General features: G+C 49.4%; 16 protein-coding genes. 11 read left to right on the forward strand and 5 right to left on the reverse strand.

Going from position 1 to position 17244, the window contains the following annotated elements; translation table 11 throughout:
* Nucleotides 1-252 precede the first annotated feature (252 nt).
* The 4 genes from DFP95_RS27605 to DFP95_RS27620 all read right to left on the reverse strand — a co-directional run bounded on the left by DFP95_RS27605 (nt 253) and on the right by DFP95_RS27620 (nt 4106).
* Nucleotides 253-1170, reverse strand: coding sequence for a WG repeat-containing protein (locus tag DFP95_RS27605; protein ID WP_115995902.1), 918 nt, complete (start codon nt 1168-1170; stop codon nt 253-255).
* Nucleotides 1171-1304: 134 nt separating this feature from the next.
* Entirely contained in the window at nt 1305-2153 is an 849-nt protein-coding gene (locus DFP95_RS27610) for a sugar phosphate isomerase/epimerase family protein (protein WP_181907641.1), read from the reverse strand.
* 99 nt (nt 2154-2252) lie between these two features.
* A complete protein-coding gene (locus DFP95_RS27615) occupies nt 2253-3236 on the reverse strand; it encodes a Gfo/Idh/MocA family protein (protein WP_115995904.1) in 984 nt (327 codons plus the stop codon).
* A 21-nt stretch (nt 3237-3257) separates the two neighbouring features.
* Complete coding sequence (locus DFP95_RS27620; protein WP_115995905.1) at nt 3258-4106, reverse strand: DUF72 domain-containing protein; 849 nt, start codon at nt 4104-4106, stop codon at nt 3258-3260.
* Nucleotides 4107-4256: 150 nt separating this feature from the next.
* Between DFP95_RS27620 and DFP95_RS27625 the strand changes: the two genes are divergently transcribed.
* The 11 genes from DFP95_RS27625 to DFP95_RS27685 all read left to right on the forward strand — a co-directional run bounded on the left by DFP95_RS27625 (nt 4257) and on the right by DFP95_RS27685 (nt 15580).
* Nucleotides 4257-5159: an aldo/keto reductase gene (locus tag DFP95_RS27625; RefSeq protein ID WP_115995906.1), complete on the forward strand. Its 903-nt coding sequence runs from the start codon at nt 4257-4259 to the stop codon at nt 5157-5159.
* Nucleotides 5160-5255: 96 nt separating this feature from the next.
* Nucleotides 5256-5936, forward strand: coding sequence for a Crp/Fnr family transcriptional regulator (locus tag DFP95_RS27630; protein ID WP_115995907.1), 681 nt, complete (start codon nt 5256-5258; stop codon nt 5934-5936).
* Nucleotides 5937-6016: 80 nt separating this feature from the next.
* On the forward strand, nt 6017-6568 hold the full coding sequence (locus DFP95_RS27635) for a redoxin domain-containing protein (protein WP_181907642.1): 552 nt from the start codon (nt 6017-6019) through the stop codon (nt 6566-6568).
* Between the two features lie 177 nt (nt 6569-6745).
* Complete coding sequence (locus DFP95_RS27640) at nt 6746-7186, forward strand: hypothetical protein (protein ID WP_245988028.1); 441 nt, start codon at nt 6746-6748, stop codon at nt 7184-7186.
* Nucleotides 7183-8259, forward strand: a complete 1077-nt coding sequence (locus tag DFP95_RS27645; protein WP_115995910.1) for a phosphodiester glycosidase family protein — start codon at nt 7183-7185, stop codon at nt 8257-8259. Before DFP95_RS27640 ends, DFP95_RS27645 begins: the two co-directional genes overlap by 4 nt.
* A gap of 1718 nt (nt 8260-9977) precedes the next feature.
* The gene (locus DFP95_RS27660) at nt 9978-10331 is read left to right on the forward strand and encodes a hypothetical protein (protein ID WP_147304232.1); all 354 of its coding nucleotides are present in this window, start codon (nt 9978-9980) and stop codon (nt 10329-10331) included.
* Nucleotides 10332-10489: 158 nt separating this feature from the next.
* Complete coding sequence (locus DFP95_RS27665; RefSeq protein ID WP_115995914.1) at nt 10490-11725, forward strand: MFS transporter; 1236 nt, start codon at nt 10490-10492, stop codon at nt 11723-11725.
* Nucleotides 11726-11812: 87 nt separating this feature from the next.
* On the forward strand, nt 11813-12232 hold the full coding sequence (locus DFP95_RS27670; protein ID WP_115995915.1) for a pyridoxamine 5'-phosphate oxidase family protein: 420 nt from the start codon (nt 11813-11815) through the stop codon (nt 12230-12232).
* A gap of 170 nt (nt 12233-12402) precedes the next feature.
* Complete coding sequence (locus DFP95_RS27675; protein WP_115995916.1) at nt 12403-12798, forward strand: GntR family transcriptional regulator; 396 nt, start codon at nt 12403-12405, stop codon at nt 12796-12798.
* A complete protein-coding gene (locus DFP95_RS27680) occupies nt 12798-13889 on the forward strand; it encodes a DUF1648 domain-containing protein (RefSeq protein ID WP_115995917.1) in 1092 nt (363 codons plus the stop codon). The genes DFP95_RS27675 and DFP95_RS27680 overlap by 1 nt, the downstream gene beginning before the upstream one ends.
* 434 nt (nt 13890-14323) lie before the next feature.
* The gene (locus tag DFP95_RS27685) at nt 14324-15580 is read left to right on the forward strand and encodes a Vps62-related protein (protein WP_115995918.1); all 1257 of its coding nucleotides are present in this window, start codon (nt 14324-14326) and stop codon (nt 15578-15580) included.
* Between the two features lie 149 nt (nt 15581-15729).
* On the opposite strand, the gene DFP95_RS27690 is transcribed toward DFP95_RS27685, so the two are convergent.
* Nucleotides 15730-17121 (reverse strand): MDR family MFS transporter, encoded by a 1392-nt coding sequence (locus tag DFP95_RS27690; RefSeq protein WP_245988029.1) that lies wholly within the window; start codon nt 17119-17121, stop codon nt 15730-15732.
* Nucleotides 17122-17244 lie beyond the last annotated feature (123 nt).

Here is a 17244-nt window from a genome sequence, read left to right on the forward strand (position 1 = left end):
ACGTGGATTTGCAGACCCCGATACTAAAACCGTGTTTGAGAAGATGTACATTGAACGTTATGCCCGAGGGAATTCCCCCTCCACAAACTAACTAACTAAGTTTCCCGCTGGATAATCCTACTACACATACTTCTTGACGCTACCTCTACCAAAGTGAGCTTCCTTTACAGACCTAAGTAACCGCACCGCGGTACTATATCATTTCTTTGAATAGGCCTTTTCTCTGCTGCTTTCGGACAGTCAACGGCGGACTTATTTAATGACTCCAATAAAACCCTCTGAATAGTTTCCGATCCACGAATATTTCGGGTATGTATATATCTTGCCCTGCGTATCTATGATGGCCCATTCATCTTGATAGACTACATTTGCATAGCCGTTATTAAAAGGATGTGCCTCATCAAATTGAAAATCAATTGTAACGGCTCCCTTTACATCAATATAACCCCATCTTTTTTTATTGCGAACCGGAGCTAATCCGTTCGAGAACTGTTTAGCTTCTTTAAATTGCGGTGAAATGATTTCTTCTCCATTAAAGTTTATAAATCCAAATTTATTAGCTTTTTTGAAAAATGCAATACCTTCGTTAAAAGGAGAAATATAGTTATATTGCGGTTTGACCATTTCTTTTCCAGATCGATCAATAATACTGAAAAGGTCATCCTTCATTCCTGTTGCAAAGCCTTCGTTAAATAAGGTTGCAAGTTCCCATTCACAAGGAATGACTACTTGGCCTGTAATATCAATGAAGCCATATCTGCCATTACGAAGAACCATTCCTAACCCTTCTGTAATCCTGAGTAAGTCTGAAATGCCAGATAACACGATTTGATCCTCTTGATTAATGACATGTCGGACTCCTTCTCTAATAACAACTGCGTAATTCTTTTGAAAGATAGTAGAATCCTTGTCATATTCACAAGGTATTTTGAGTGTAAACGATTTATCAATATAGCCTAATTTGTTAAACTGATTAGATACAGGAGCAAGACCACTAGAAAAAGGGCGACAGTGTGTATATGGGCCTGGATCAATTACCTCTCCCTTTAGGTTAATGTAATAATATTTATCTCCTTTTTTCACACATGCGTAGCCCTCTAAAAAAGAATAGGCTTGATCATATTCAGGCGCAATGATTTCGTTTCCATTGATATCAATAAATCCGAACATCAACGCTCCCCCTTAATAATTATCGTTGATTGCCCGCTCTTGCCGACCATACCGCATAACCGACAAAATCGCCGCTCAAGTTCCCTGAGGAATTGAGCGGCGAGCCAATTTCCATATTAAACATAATAACATAATCAAGCCGTGACTTTGAGGATTTCCTCCGCAAATGCACGCATTTCCCCAAGCTTAGGCCACGGATCCGCATCGCCGAGATAAGTCAAGGAAAGCGACCCCTCGAACCCGGACTCGAGCGTGAGACTGAGACATCGGCGATAATCCTCCGCGTCGATGCGCCCTGCTTCGTCGGTAGCCGCCTTGGCGTGCACGGTCTCGGCATAGAGCAAAACATCGGCCAATTGCTTGTATTTGTCCTTCTCGAAATTGCCGTAGTCGGCGGTAAACCCGATATTTCCGCGGCATAATCCGATCAGCTTCAGGCAATTATCGGACGTCGACAGCAGACTTCCCAGGTTCTCCGTCATCACCCAGATTTGCGCCGGCTTCGCGTACTCGGCCAGCTCCAGCAATCGATCAGCCGCTCGCGTAATCGCGGCGGCATCGTCCGGCCGAGCTTCCCCCGCTTCGAGCCGCAATCTTGAGAATCCGGCTTCCGCCGCGATGTCGATCCATTGCTTGTACATCGTCATGTCCGCTGCGGCGCGGACCGGATCGTCCGTCGACAAGTCCCCGAAATCAAGCAGCAGCGATGCCAGCTCTACCCGGGAGATTTCCGCGACATGGCGGATTTCCCGCAAAGCTCCGTGCGTCGTGTCGTGCAAATGTCCGTATGCGACCTCTATCGCCCGATATGAATTGGCCCCCATCCTGACGAGCAGTCCCAGCAGCGTAGATGTCTCCGGTTGCGGCTCGATCTCCATATCGTACAGGCCGAACTCCTCGTTCCATACGTACGTTCGCATAGGACCGAGCTTGCTCGCGAACGTATAGCTGTTCAAGGAAAAGACGATCGGGATCTCGTTCATCCCCTCCACCTCCATTATCCGATTACCTACCTTTACACATGGACGGCGGATTCTAATCTCGTTCGGAGGAGTCGAGTATTCGACGATCGGCTATTACGATTAAGCGTCCGCAGGGAAGGAAAGCCCCATTAACCTACGGGCTTCATCCATAACGCCGATCACCGCCAACGAGTTCGCGTGGGAATTCAGCTCGGATTGCTTGGCTCCGCTTTGGATCAGGGATATGAATTCCCGTACCTCGTAGTACATGGCGTTGTCTTCCTGCGGCACCGTGAGATCCTCTATTTTCCCGTCGCGGTAACGGATTTCTACCTTGTCGGGCCTGCTTATTTTATCGAATACGATCGTGCCCTTCTCCCCTTGAATCTCGGCGCTCGCGTAAGAATCGACGATTTTCGAATATTGGATTACCGCATCCATGTCCTTGTATCCCAGAAGTAAGCTTCCCGCTCCGTCCACTCCGGAATCGAGCATGAAGCCGTTCGCTTGAATGCGATCCGGCACGCCGAAAAGAACGACCAGCGGGTAGATGCAGTAAACGCCGAGATCCATCAAGGCGCCATTGGAGAATTCGGGATTAAAGGCGTTCGGAAGCTCCCCGCGCTTATAGAGATCATATCGGGAAGAGTATTGGCAATAGCTCCCGAAGTACCTGCGAACGGGTCCGATTTTATGCAGATTGTCCCTGATCGCGAGGAAGTTCGGCGTAACCGTCGATTTCATCGCTTCCATGAGCACGACTCCGTATTCCGCCGCCGCTTCCGCCATTCGCGCCACTTCTGCTGTATTGGATCCGATCGGTTTCTCGCATAAAACGTGCTTACCATGGCTCATGCAGAGGACGGCCTGATCGGCGTGGAACGAATTCGGGCTAGCGATATAGACGGCATCCCATTCTCCGCTCGCGGCGAACGAATCCAAATCCGAGTAAACATGGGATATGCCGTGCTTTTCCGCAAAGGCTTGCCCGGTCGTTTCCGAGCGGGAGTATACCGCCGTAAGCGAGAAATTCCCGATTCTGCGAGCCGCGTTAATAAAATCCTCCGTAATCCAGTTGGTGCCGATAACTCCGAATCTTATCATGAGGTTATTTCCCTTCTGTTGTTAGAAATTGAATAAATCCAACTGCTTGGGGATTTCCGTGACGGGCATATCCATCATTCGCATAAGCTGCTTGGCATTGCCTGCCGCGTGTCCTCCCGAATTGTTGTTGAAAATAACGCCGACAGTCGCGGACTGCCGCAACAATAGCTGTATCCGGTCTTTCCACTCGTTCAATTCTTCCGAGCTGTAATCGTACAAGTACCGAACCTCTCGCCAATTCGCCGCTCCGCTTTGATTCCAACCGCCGACGTTACGCCCGTGCATGCGAACTAACGTAAACGGCTGAGTGGTCGCTTCCAAGACGGTGGGAATCGATCCTAGTCCTGCTTGGGGCTCGTCGCACACGCTATGAATCCAGCCTTCCTCCCTCATGAAAGACAACGTTTTGTCCCGAAATTCCGGCGCGAACCAGCTCTGATGGCGGAATTCCAATGCGCACGGAAAACCATCGAGTCTTTTCTTCGTCTCTCTTAAGATCTTCACGTTTTCTTTCGTGCAATCGAACCATGGAGGGTACTGAAGCAAAGCGGCCGTTAATTTCCCTGCTTCCATGACTGGCTCCAAGCTTTCGCGGAACGCGGCGTACATGTCGTCGTCATTATCGTAATAAGGCTTGCCCCGCAAATGACCCGTTATGCCTTGATACGCTTTCACGACGAAACCGAAGCCTTCCGGCGTTTCCTCCGCATACCTGGCCATCCGTTCTTTGGGCTGAACGGCGTAGAAGGCGCTGTCCAATTCCACGATTCCGAAATGGGCACCGTAAGCACGGAGCTTGTCCTTCGCGGCGGTTCCGGGAGGGTATAACGAGTCATGATCTCCCCACCCCGCCAAGCCGATCTTTATCATCGCCGTACCTCCCGAATAACCGAAGTCGTTCGAACATTTATCCTGATACTAAAACTTTATCGACTAATCTTCAAGTCTTACCGTCGCTAGGTGAATGGTTTTCCGTTCCTTGGGGTAATAGGCTCTAAATAGCTTTGGAGGTGGATGGAAATGGAACGCAGACAATTCGGAAATACGGATATGCGCGTATCGGTACTGGGCTTCGGCGGGTACGAGATCGCGATGAAAGGCGAGGAAAAAACCGTCAAGGAAGTGGAGCAGCTTCTAAGCACCGCGCTGGAGAACGGCGTGAACGTTATCGACACGGCGTCCAGCTATAATAGCAGCGAAGCGTTGATAGGCAAGTCCATGTCACATAGAAGGAACGATTATTATTTATTCAGCAAGCTTGGCGAAGGAACTAGCGTCGGATTACCTTATCCGGATTGGGACGTGCGCAACGTCCGTCCGAGCATCGAACGCAGCTTGAAAGATTTGAAGACGGACTACCTCGACTTGATTCTCATTCATAGCTGCTCGGAGGCCGTCCTCAGGCAAGGCGACTTAATCGAAGCCGTTCAGAGACTAAAGCAGGAAGGATTGGCGCGTTATATCGGATATAGCGGGGATAGCACGGATGCCCTATACGCGATCCAAACCAATGCATTCGACGCATTGCAAACCTCTCTTAACCTCGCCGATCAAGAAGCGATCGATCTGACGCTGGACGAAGCCGCGAAACGAAGCATGGGAGTCATCGCGAAGAGGCCAGTCACAAACGTCGTCTGGGAGAGAGAAGGCGCGGAGAATGCTCCGGATACCTACGTTAAACGTATGAAAAAGCTAGATTATCCCTTCTCCAAGGCGGATTCGGATACTCTGATCGAGATGTCCCTTCGCTTCGTGCTCACCTATCCTCAAGTACACACCGCCATCGTCGGAACTGCCGATCCCGAGCATCTGCTCGAGAATGTGTTGTCCGTATCCAAAGGAAAGCTCAGCGACGGCGATCTTCATCTGATCCGCAGTCGCTGGAAGGAAGCCGGTGAACCGGCCTGGGCAGGATTGAAGTAAAATTTGGCAGTGGTTCCGGCATAATTCTGTCGGCGCTTCTGCCATTTTTTTATTATACTAGTGTTACAAGGCTGTTTGAGGAATGGAAGTGAGAGCATGTCTTCGTCTACATTAATGGATAGTCGGTCGGTTGCAGTCGGCATCTTCCCTTACTTAAGTGCAATAAGCCCAACGGAGTGGGCAGAGGCACGTCCCGTTTTACGGGAATTTCCGGCAAAGTCGAACATTTTTCAGAAAGAAGACGCTGCTATCTACGGCATGTTCCTGCTTCATGGTTCTGCTCGTATTTCCCTCATTGCGGAAAACGGTTCAGAGTCTATCCTAAACGTGTTATCAGCCGGAGAAATATGCGCTTTATTCTTATTAAGCGGGTTAAGCGGCAGAGATTATCCCGGCTCGCTTACGGCCGAGACGGACGTAGTCGCCTTGTTCGTCTTGAAGAGCAGCTTTTTAAGATGGGTTCAGACCTATGAACCCATTCGCAATGCCGTATTTGGAGGCTTGCTAGACGGTATGATCCGCATGGGCGGGATGGCTCAAAGCAAGGAGATTGCGCGGTTAGAGCCACGATTGGCCGGAGCGCTGCTTCGACTAACATCGGCGACGCAACCGCTGCTACATACTACGCACCGAGATCTCGCCGTCGAGATCGACTCCGCTCGTGAAGTCGTGACTCGCGCCTTGCAGCGTTATCAACGAAAAGGTTGGATAGAAACAGGACGCGGCTGGGTGCGAATTCTACATAGAGAAGCTCTGGAAGCGCAGCTTGGTGACTAGTCACAGAAAAGCGGATGGATTCCTGTTACCTTATAGATCAAGGCTATATACTGCCATCATTCATAAGGAGGAATTATTCGATGACTCATCTATTGCAACAAGGAGATAAAGCCCCGCTGTTCCATTCAACCGACCAAAGCGGATTACCCGTTATTTTGGAAAATTATCTCGGACGCAAGGTATTGCTGGCTTTTTTCCGCAATTCCGCTTGCGCGTTATGCAATACGCGAGTGCATCATTTTATCCAGCAGTATTCGAAGTGGCGGCAGCAGGGACTTGAGATTATAGCGGTATTCGAATCGCCCGAAGCGAACTTGCGCGACAATGTCGGACGACAAACCGCAGAGTTCCCTCTCATTGCCGATCCCGAGGCTCTCCTCTACGACAAGTACGGCGTCGAGACCTCCGAAGAGAAGGTTCAAGCGACTTTGTCGGATGTTAATACCAAGAACTTTATATCCGAAGCGGAAGCACTCGGCTTTAAGCTAATCAAGGAAGAAGGAGCCAATTTTCACCGGATTCCGGCGGAGTTCCTCATTGACCGGGAAGGGATCGTGCAAGTCGCTCATTACGGCCGATTGATAACAGACCATCTACCCATTGAAACGATTAATGGTTTCACCGAGAGTTAGGATGACTTAACAAACGTTCTTTAAGAACTCCGGCAGAGCCTGCCTTCTCGATGTAGGTATGTTACAATCCCATGACGGGCGCAACTTTCAGGGTTTATTTTCGTTCATAAATACGACAAGTCATTCTGAAGTCCGTTTAAAGGTAATGACAACAAGAGGAGTGTAGGAAATAAAGAAATGAGAGATTCAATAACAGAGACACCCATGCGCAACGCGCAAACCGATGTATACCGAGAGACGCCGCACAGGAAGCGCCGCGGCGCTTTTTTCCTTTTTGCCATCCTATGGCTTGTTTTGATCGCTTGCGGAGTCGCCGGGGCCAAATGGTATTCGGACCGGATTCAACAGGAAGTCGCTTCCGACTTGGAACGTCAGACAGCCTCGCAAATCTCGCTCATGCAGCAGGATTACGACGAACGCATGACCAAGCTCGAGAATGGTTATAAAGCACAGTTAGCCCAAATGGAAAGCAAGATCCAGTCCCTGAACGAATTGCTTACATTCACCAAGGACAATATGGACACGAAAACGGATAACAGCAACAAGCTCTATACCCAGTTAGCCGAAGTAAAAAAGCAGCTGAACGAGCTTAAAAAAAGCTTGGACGTGCTGAAATGAGCGCAGCCTCCATCCGATCCGTTAACCGAACGCTGCTGCTCGCTTGCACTCCTTTTTTAGGAATGCTTCTATGGATGTTCGTCTCGAACGTGGGAATCATCATGCCGGAGGCTTCATTCCCCAAGCATGAAGCGGTATCGCTGGATCCTAGCGTTCCCGCCGCTAAATCCTTGAAGGATCTAGGACAAGCCCAGGCAATCGCGCAAGGAACGGGTAAATCAATTAAGAAGCAATTAACTTTGTATAACAAAACGAATGCGGATATGAAGAATATCGCCACGGTAGCATCGGCGCAAGCGAACAGGCCTTATCAAATCTATGACCGTCGAATAACGAGGAAGCTAGGAACGCCGGCCGCTACTATTCAATCCGACAAGCTGCAGGCTCAGCTGTTCTATCTCGGCACGGCGAACTTCAAGAGCTATGCTCTTAAAGTTAAGCTCAAGGATAAGGACGCGATGAAGCTCGTTCTCGGGAACGACAAGCAAGGCGGCGCGGAGACGACGTTGGCCGCGGTCAATCGGTACCATGCGGCCGTCGGCGTCAATGCCGGAGGTTTTGCGGATAGCGGCGGCAAGCGGTACCCTCTCAGCACGACCGTCGTCAACGGAGATTACGTAGGCGGATTCCAGCCGTCGATCAAGGATTTGTTCTTCGTCGGCGTGAACGGGAATAACAAGCTTGTTGGCGGAAAGTTCTCCAGCAAGGAGCAACTGGATGCGCTCGGTCCTAAGTATGGAGCGTCCTTCGTTCCCGTGCTGCTGCAGAACGGCAGGAAAACGGCCATTCCGTCGAAATGGCAGACGAGCCCGAAACGCGCGCCGCGCACGGTCATCGCTAGCTACAAGGATGACCAGCTATTGTTCCTCGTCGTTGACGGTTACAACGAGAAAGGCAGCTCGGGCGCGACCCTTGCGGAGATGCAAATTCTACTGCAACGTTACGGTGCGCTTGACGGCTACAACTTGGACGGCGGCGGATCCACCTCCCTCGTCTTCAACGGCCGCGTGATCAATAACCCCTCCGACGGGAACCTTCGCAAGCTCCCTACTCACTTTTTGTTCTTTAAGTGAGTTACAAGCGGGGTTAGTGGGTGGAGTTGCGGCGTGTTTGAAGCTTGGTGGGCGACAGTTAGCTAGGTCGGCGGGTGGAGTTAGCTGACTTTCCTCGTTAAATTGGTGCTATTTCCGCTTGGTGGGGGCAGTTAACTAACTTTCTTCGTTAATTCGGTGCGATCCTGGTGGCTGCGGTGGAGTTAGCTAACTAGCTTCGTATTCGGAGCGGTTCGGTGGCGGCGGGCGGAGTTAGCTAACTTTCTTCGTTAATTCGTCGCTATCCCGGCGGCGGAGGTGGATTTAGCTAACTAGCTTCCTTAATTCGGCGCGATCCTGGTGGCTGCGGTGGAGTTAGCTAACTAGCTTCGTTAATTCAGCTCTATCCCAACGACAGAGATGGATTTAGCTAACTTGCTTCGTTAATTCGGTGCGATCCCAGCACCCGAGGCGGAGTTGACTTTGCTACATAACCTAAAATTGATCTTGTAAACTACTCGATTATTTGATAGATTACAAAGTATATTCTTACAAATCATTACAGCGTAAAGCATACGCCGTCTGTCTCCGTTTACCGGAGCGGGCGGCTTTTTATTTTCCGTAAAGGGAGTGGATTAGTTGGCATTGAAACAATCGAAAACCGACTTCGAAACAGAATATGAACGGTTTTTGGCCGACCAACGAAAAGCTGCCAGCGGTCAGCGTCTAGAGATGCTACATCGGGATCTGACTGGAACGAAGAAGTTGTTGGAAAAGGTCGTTTGGCCCGCGTTAAAATCATTTGATGGCATCGTTTTGGAATACGAATTGTTACGACGAGCGGTGTTAAAGCCTATGTCGACGTTTTCTACGAAGTCCTTTGGTTCGCCATGGAGGCAAATGGTTACGTTTCGCATGTGGAGTCGATCACACGTGAACGTTATTCTTTCGAGCAGATGAAAATCAGAAGCGTGGGAGGTTACCGCTTCACGTACTTGCCTTATACTTGGGACGAATTGGACAAGAGGCCCGAGCTCTGCCTTCGATCCTTCTACGAACAACTGGGAAACTATCGAACGACGGATAACAAGGAATTCCATGCATTGTCGGTTTACCAGAGGGAAGTTTTGAGATACCTGCTTACTAGTTCTGGGCCTGTTCTTGTAGCAGATATCCGCCGGTATTTGCATTTGAGCAGCGTTCCATGCAGAAAAATTTTACTAGAAATGACAGAGCAGAATCTAATAAAACCAATTGGAGGTGGCGCACAAAGATACCATGAATTCGATATCGAGGAGAAAGGTAAAGCATTGCTCCTCTCCGCTCGATAATCTGATATAAGTCAATCTGTGATCATGTCACTACAAGATAACATTAGTCGGGCATATTCCTGTGGCAGAGGGCGGAGTTAGCTAACTAGCTTCGTTATTTCGGCTCGATCCCGGCGGCAGAGACGGAGTTAGCTAACTAGCTTCGTTAATTCAGCGCGATCCCAACGGAAGAGGTGGAGTTAGCTAACTTTCTTCGTTAATTCGGTGCGAACCCATCGGCTGAGGCGGAGTTAGCTAACTTTCTTCGTTAATTCGGTGCGATCCCAGCGGCTGAGGCGGAGTTAGCTAACTAGCTTCGTTATTTCGGCGCACTTCGGCTGTATTCAGGGTGATCCGGCATAGAAGTCTACACCAAATCGGGAACGAACCCCTGCATAATCATGCTTCTCCATTCATAGAGTTCAAACATAGACTTCTAGGGTGGTGATAATGATGGACGATAGCAAGTTGAGGCGGTTCTGCGAATTAAAAATCCAGCAAAAAAAGGTCGAGGAAGAGCTTGAAGCCCTTCGACGGGAAATCGTTACGGCCTATCCGGCGGACGTGCAATTTCAGCTAGAGGATTACACGCTTAAGATTATCTACCAGGACAAAAAGCAGTACAACGACCAGCTTCTGATAGACGCGCTACCCGACCCCGAGCTGTGGAAGGTGCTATTCAAAGCCGATTCCGCGAAAATTTCGGCATTGGTGAAAGCTAATTTATTATCCGAGAAATCTCTCGAGGGCACGTATCGAGTCAGCCGAACGCCTTTCCTCTACGTAAGCCCTTCTCTTGAATGACGGTGCGAACCAGATGGTATAAGTGAGATTGACTGATCGGAATGGTAATAAATTTAACCATCTCGTAATCAAGCCATTGCATACTTTTCCAGCCTCCCCCACCCTTCCCGTTATGATATAATGGTTGGATTCAACTTAGAGCGATCGAAGGTACAAGTATGCAATGGTTACGGCAAGCGAAAGCGGAAATTCAAACCTGGAACCGAAATATCCGGTTGTTCTTTTTGGCCAACGCGTTTTATCAAATCGGGTTCGGCGTTTTCTCGGTTCTTTACAATCTATACGTGCAATCTTTAGGTCACCCTCAAGGCATGATCGGATCCATCGTCAGCGTTCAATCGTTGGCAGCGGCGCTTATGATTATTCCCATCGGGCTGTTAGGAGACAGATCAAGCCGCAAAAACATTCTCATAGTCGGAATGCTCATAACGGGGAGCTCCTATATCGGGAGCTCCTTCGCCGTGTCCGAATTCGGGCTGCAGAGCTTCGCGCTGCTATCTGGGTTATTCACCGCCTTCTTCCAAGTTACGGCGGTTCCTTTTCTCGCGGCCAACTCGACCAAGGAGCAGCGCCTGCGATTGTTCAGCTTCCACTTCTCCGCCGTGCTAGCCGCTCAGGTTATCGGCGGTTTCGGCGGTGGACTGCTCGGCGATGTGTTGCAATATGCGGGATGGAGCGAAACGGCTAGCTTGCGGAGCGTATTATTCGGCGGCGGACTTCTCAGCCTCGTCGCTTTCCTCCCCCTCCTCCTTGTTCGAGAGAAAAGGGATTCCGAAGTCGCGGATGCCGAACCGATGCCCATCCCCGGCCCACCGCAGAAAACCACCGGAGAATGGTCACTCATCGGCAAGATTACCTTCGCGCAGCTGCTTATCGGTATCGGCTCGGGCTTGGTCGTTCCTTACCTGAATCTATATTTCACCAATCGATTCTCGGTATCCTTGGCGACCGTCGGATTACTCATTTCCCTAGGCCAAGTCATGACCATCTTCTCCATGCTCATCGGACCGACCTTGGTCGGCAAAGTCGGCCAAGTGCGCGCCGTCGTCATTTTTCAATTGCTTTCCCTTCCGTTCTTGCTGTTAACCGGATTCACTAATCTCATTCTCGTCGCATCCGTAGCCTTCCTATTCCGTCAGGCGCTCATGAACGCGGCGAATCCCATTCAATCCGCCGTATTGGTAGATCGGATATCCAATTTCCGCAGAGGGATCGCGAACTCGCTCTCCCAAATGGTTTTCATGCTCGGTTGGGCTTCGATGGGACTGGTTCAGCCCGGACTCATTGCCCATTTCGGAACTTATTGGGGATATGTCGCGACCTTTAGCATAACGGGTGCCCTCTACGTGAGCGCCGCGTTGTATTATTACTTTATTTTCCGCAAAAAAGTTTAAGACGGCATCATGAAGGTTTGTCTGGCAACGTTGAAGGGTATTATACAATCGTACCGAAAACGTATGTTAAATGGAGCGTGATTAACCGTGGGAGACTCGGATCTCGAACAACGAATCATTGGAGCGCTGGACAAACATCGCTTCGCCGCCTTTGCCACCGTGGAGAATAATAAGCCGAAAGCGCGTTATATGGCCCTCTTTCATGAGAACCTAACGATCCATCTAGCGACGAATCGGAAGACGCACAAGGTCGAAGAGTTGCAAGCCAACCCTCATGTCTACCTTCTGCTCGGTAATGACGGAAAGTCGCCGAGCGAAGTCGTTGAGATCGAAGGAACCGCAAAGATCACTTCTGACGAATCGCTTCGCGAAAAATATTGGGGCGACGAGTTCAAGCAGTGGTTCGATGGACCGCAAGATCCCGACTACGTCATCCTCGAAATCACTCCGAAGAGGATCGAATATTCGGGTGCGGATCGTCGATTACAGGTTTGGGAAAGCGAGTAAACGCGAACGTAAAAAGATAGACAGGCCTTGGGTATCCCCTGGCCTGTCTATTTTTTGCGTTCAATCGGGTGTTTGCTTATTTCATTATTAACGATCTTGAACATTTCCGATCTATCTGTTATATATATAGTATAACAGATAGATCAACACCATCCCGGGAGGTGGCATACTTGTTCATCGAATTGGATCTTCAGTCCGAAGTGCCCATATATACGCAACTCGTCGAACAATTGCTCGAGGGAATGGCAAACGGGCAATTAAAGCCCGGGGACCCGCTCCCCTCCGTAAGAAGCCTAGCCGCCGATCTAGGAATAAACCTGCACACGGTTAACAAGGCATACCAAGTGCTGAAGCAGGACGGGTTTCTCCAAGTGCATCGCAAGCAAGGAGTCGTCATTCAAACGGGAGAGATGCCGGGCATTACGACGGAATTTCAGGAAAAGCTGGCCCGTCAACTAAAGGGAATGGCCGCCGAAGCCGCGGTAAGGGGCATGCAGGAGATAGAATTCGCGGACATGTGCTCTGCCGTGTATCGACAGATCAAAGAACAAGGAGCGGATCGATAATGAGCCAACTGGACTGGAGCTTTGCCACTATCGTTTTCACCTATTGCGTCTTGGTGCTGATTTTCAGCCTTCAGCCTTATATCAATGCAAAGATGGTCTTATTCGGCGTATACGTTCCGGAGGAGAACAGGAGTCGACTGGAAGTTCGTTCCTTAAGGAAACGATTCCTCATCACTGGATGGATCGCATCGATCGTCGTCGCGGCTATCGTCGTGAGCTGCCGTCATGTCCTAAATCTCGAAAGAAATGAAATTATGCTTATCCTGATTGCCGTTCAGCTCCTCTTGTTCCCCCTCCTTTATTTGCAGTTCCGCGGCAACGCCCTGCGGCTTAAGCGCGAGCAGAGCTGGCAAGCACCCGTGAATTCCAGAAGAGTGGCTAGCTTGAGCTTTCCCCGAAGGAAATCGACGATCGGTAACGTCTGGTTCATCATCCCTTTGCTAATTACGGGAATATTCGCCGTTACAGCGGCTATCCGCTGGGATGAAATTCCGTCCACCCTCGTCACGCATTACGACGCAAACGGAATAGCTGACGGATTCTCGAACAAAGACTTCGGCTCCGTATTCCAATTTAACTTCATTCAAGTCGGCCTAGTGTTGCTATTCCTATTCACGAACTTCTCCATTCGCTCCAGCAAGCAAAGCCTTGATCCCAATAACCCCGAGCAATCGATGATCAAGCAGCTCAGATTCCGGAAAATCACGTCCATCTCGTTGTTCGGCTTATCGACCTTCATTATCTTTTTCATAGGAATCATTCAAGGTTCCATCATTTACGATTGGCCGAAGAGCACGATCATCTCCGCCGCGATCGCCCTGCCGAGTATTCTTCTCGCGATTATCGTCGCATTCTCCGTTTATATAAGCCGTCAAAAGCTTGATCAGCATTCGGATCCCATCATTAAGGAAGATCGTTACTGGAAGGCCGGAGCGTTCTATTACAATCCGGAGGATCCTGCCCTGTTCGTCTCCAAGCGTACCGGCTTCGGTTGGACGCTGAACTACGGAAGGCCGCTAAGCTGGGTTGTTTCGATAGGTATCCTTGTCATTCCGCTAGTTATTCTTATTTTCGGCGTAACGCATAGTTAATTCAAACGGGGCTGTCCCAAAAGTCATGTAAGATGACTAAGGGCGTCCTTTCTTTTTTATCGACTCTATTTTTCGCTAAGGTGTATCTCCCTTCGCTTGCTGTTGAAGTCAGGGGATTGGAATTGTGCTTACAAGGGGCTTTTCCTTAACAAAATTAACAGTTTGACATGCATGTAATATATCAGTGACATATATAATTGCAACTACAAGGCAACGAAAATACAGACAAGCCCTATGGCGAGAGTGTTTTCCCTTTCTTTGGCACGTTTATATTTTTTTGAAAAGGTTTTCGCAAAGTAAATTTGAAGACGATACTTACGTGAATAGGCTAAATAGTTAACAAAATTAATAGTCAACAACCAATTGCATATATCAATGGCATAAATTAGTCTGGCTTTAAGTGGTAAAAAATAAATAACTTTTGAGGAGATTAGATGATGAACATTTTCAAGAGATGGTTTCCAATCACGCTTGTTGCGAGCTTTGCAGTTTCGTCGCTCGCCATTCAATCCGATTGGGCGAACGCGGCCGATTCAGATTCTCTCATCGCAGCGGTCCATGCTCCGGTAACCGTGTATGACAGTTCTCCATACGGAGGAGCTCAGCAAGAGTTCTACGTAGGGGACCACGATTGGGCCGAGCTTAACTCGGGCGTCGGAAACGACAAAGTTTCTTCAATAAGGGTTGCTCCGGGTTACAAGGTCACGTTGTTTAACGATGCTAACTTCAAAGGGGCCTCCAAAGTAGTCACTCAAGATTTGATATTCATTGACGATTTTAATGATAAAGCGTCAAGCCTCAGGATCGAAGCGATTTCTCCGCTAGATTCTACGAGCGTAGCCTTGCCGAACAATAGCTATTCCGACGAGTCGATGCGTAAGTTGCTGCAGGCATTCGCTCCGAGAATCTGGTTCGCGCAAGGAGAGAAGTACTTCCCGTCTTCCGTGGAGTTCACTTTCCCTTACGTGGATCGGTATGTGAATCCGAATTCCGGCAAATACGAGTTTAAAACCAAACAGACGCTAGATCCACTTACGCTTAAACTTCCGTACTTTACAGGCGACTTGGCCAACGCGCCGATCTACTCTTTCTGGATTGACAAGGACTACAACAACGTAGACTTTGTTTACTTCCAATTCACTCCTTACGATTTAGGCAAAAACGTGCTAGGGACTGAAGTAGGCGATCACGTAGGCGATTGGGAACGGGTTACCGTCAGATTGGCGAAATTCGTGTACAATGGCGTGAATTACTTCAAGCCTGTCCAAATGCTATATGGATCGCATTCTTTCTCAACGACTTATAGATGGGATGAAATCAGCAAGATCAACGGAACGCATCCCGTCGCCTATTCGGCGGAAGGTTCCCATGGCATGTGGAAAGACCAGGGTAACCATGTGTATCAAGAGCTGGTCGTCGCCCAATTGGTAGACGTGGCCAATCAAGGTACGGCGTGGGATACGTGGAACAACATTCAAGCGTTCCAGTATTACCCGAATCAAACCGGAAGAGGTCTAGGTAACGCTTGGCCGACTTGGTTGGACAAAGACTATAACAACCCGAACAGCTATTCGGTTTGGCGCTTCGGTAATCCGCAAGTAGGCACTTTCTTCGGTCAACCGCTGTTCGCCGAAGGTCCCTCGGGGCCGCAAGAAAAAACTTCATTAATCAGCGATACTTTAATGGATTAATAGATAAAATGATAACATTGAGAACAGTTTGTAAGTACGAAAAATTAAAAATGGTGGTAAAGTTAGTCGAAGTGGATGTGCCCCCGTCAATTGACGGGGGCATTCTATTGTTCTTTCAAACTAACGAAAACCCAATGCGTAAAGAACTACTATGCAGCCTCGATCGCCCGAGCCTTCTTGTCCGAAGGTAGCAGGTAGACGACGAACAGAGTCACGACCGCCAACGATAAAATCAGCACGAAGATCAGATGCATACCGTCCGCTAGCTGCGAAGGCGTATTATCGGTTACCGCCCGATTCAAGAGCATCCCGAATACGGCTACCGCCACTGTCTGTCCCAAAGCGGACATAAAGGAATTCGTCGAGGTAGCTACTCCCCGGACGTTGACGGCGGCGGCGTTCTGGATCGTCACGATTGCGGGCGTATTGATGCAGCCCATTCCGAAGCCGATCAACACGACTATCCCGATCACATGCCAGTAGGACGAGCCGACGTCAAGCGTATAGAGCCATAACGCGCCGCCCGCGACCACGACCGTTCCGAGCGCCATGAACTTTTTCGCCCCTATGCGGAACATGTATCTTCCGGAAATATTCGAAGCGATCGGCCAAGCTAGCGACATCGGCATAAGCATTAACCCCGACTTCGTCGCGCTGAAGTCCATGATATTCTGCGTCCATAACGGAATGTAGATGGTTACGCCCGCTACGATGCAGAAGCCGAAAAAGCCCAATAGGTAAGGAACCGTCAGTCTTCTCTCACGGAATAACCCCAACGGAAGCATCGGTTCCTTAGCTCTTGCTTCCACGAGCAGGAAGGCGAAGAGAAAGACGGCCGCGACCGCGAACAGAACGACGATCGTCAACGAACTCCATGCGTACGTCTCCCCTCCCGTCAATAACGCGAGCAACAAACAGGAAATGCTGACCGTGAAAGCTAGGGCTCCCGTATAATCGATGCTCTTAGACATCTTGGAGAAGCGCTCATGCAGGAATCCGAACACGAGAACGAACGACAGTACGCTCACGGGTACGTTCATGTAGAAGATCCAGCGCCAAGAAATCGAGTCCACGAAATAGCCTCCGACGAAAGGTCCGATCAATCCCGCGATCGACCACATCGATGCCAGAACGCCTTGAACCTTCCCCCTTTGTTGCCCGGTATATAAATCTCCTATAATCGTGAAAGTCACGGGCGTAAGCGCCCCGGCTCCTATGCCTTGAATCGCCCGAAACCAGATCAGCTCGGTCATCGATTGCGCCGCTCCGCATAATACTGAACCTGCCAAAAATAATAGCAATCCAATGGAAAATATCGATTTCCTGCCGTATAAATCCGCTAATTTGCCGAAGATCGGAGTCGTGACGCAAGTCGTGAGCGTGTAGATGGAGAAAATCCAGCTTATAAGGCTTAAGCCTTCCAATTCCTCCGCTATGCTTGTCGTCGCGGTCGTTACCACGGTAGAATCCAATGCGCCGATAAAGAGCGCGGCTAGAAGGCCGGCCGTCACCATCGCGCGATTGGTTTTTTTGTCCGTCATTTCAAAGCCTACTTTCACAGATTAAGATTAAGATAGATATTTCCATAGTATACACGGTTTCGCGCGCGGCTGTTTTAAATAATCGCCGTGGATTCGCAACCAAACCCTTCCAGTTTGCGTCAA

Origin of the sequence: Cohnella lupini (genome assembly GCF_003386205.1) — a bacterium.
GTDB lineage: Bacteria > Bacillota > Bacilli > Paenibacillales > Paenibacillaceae > Cohnella > Cohnella lupini.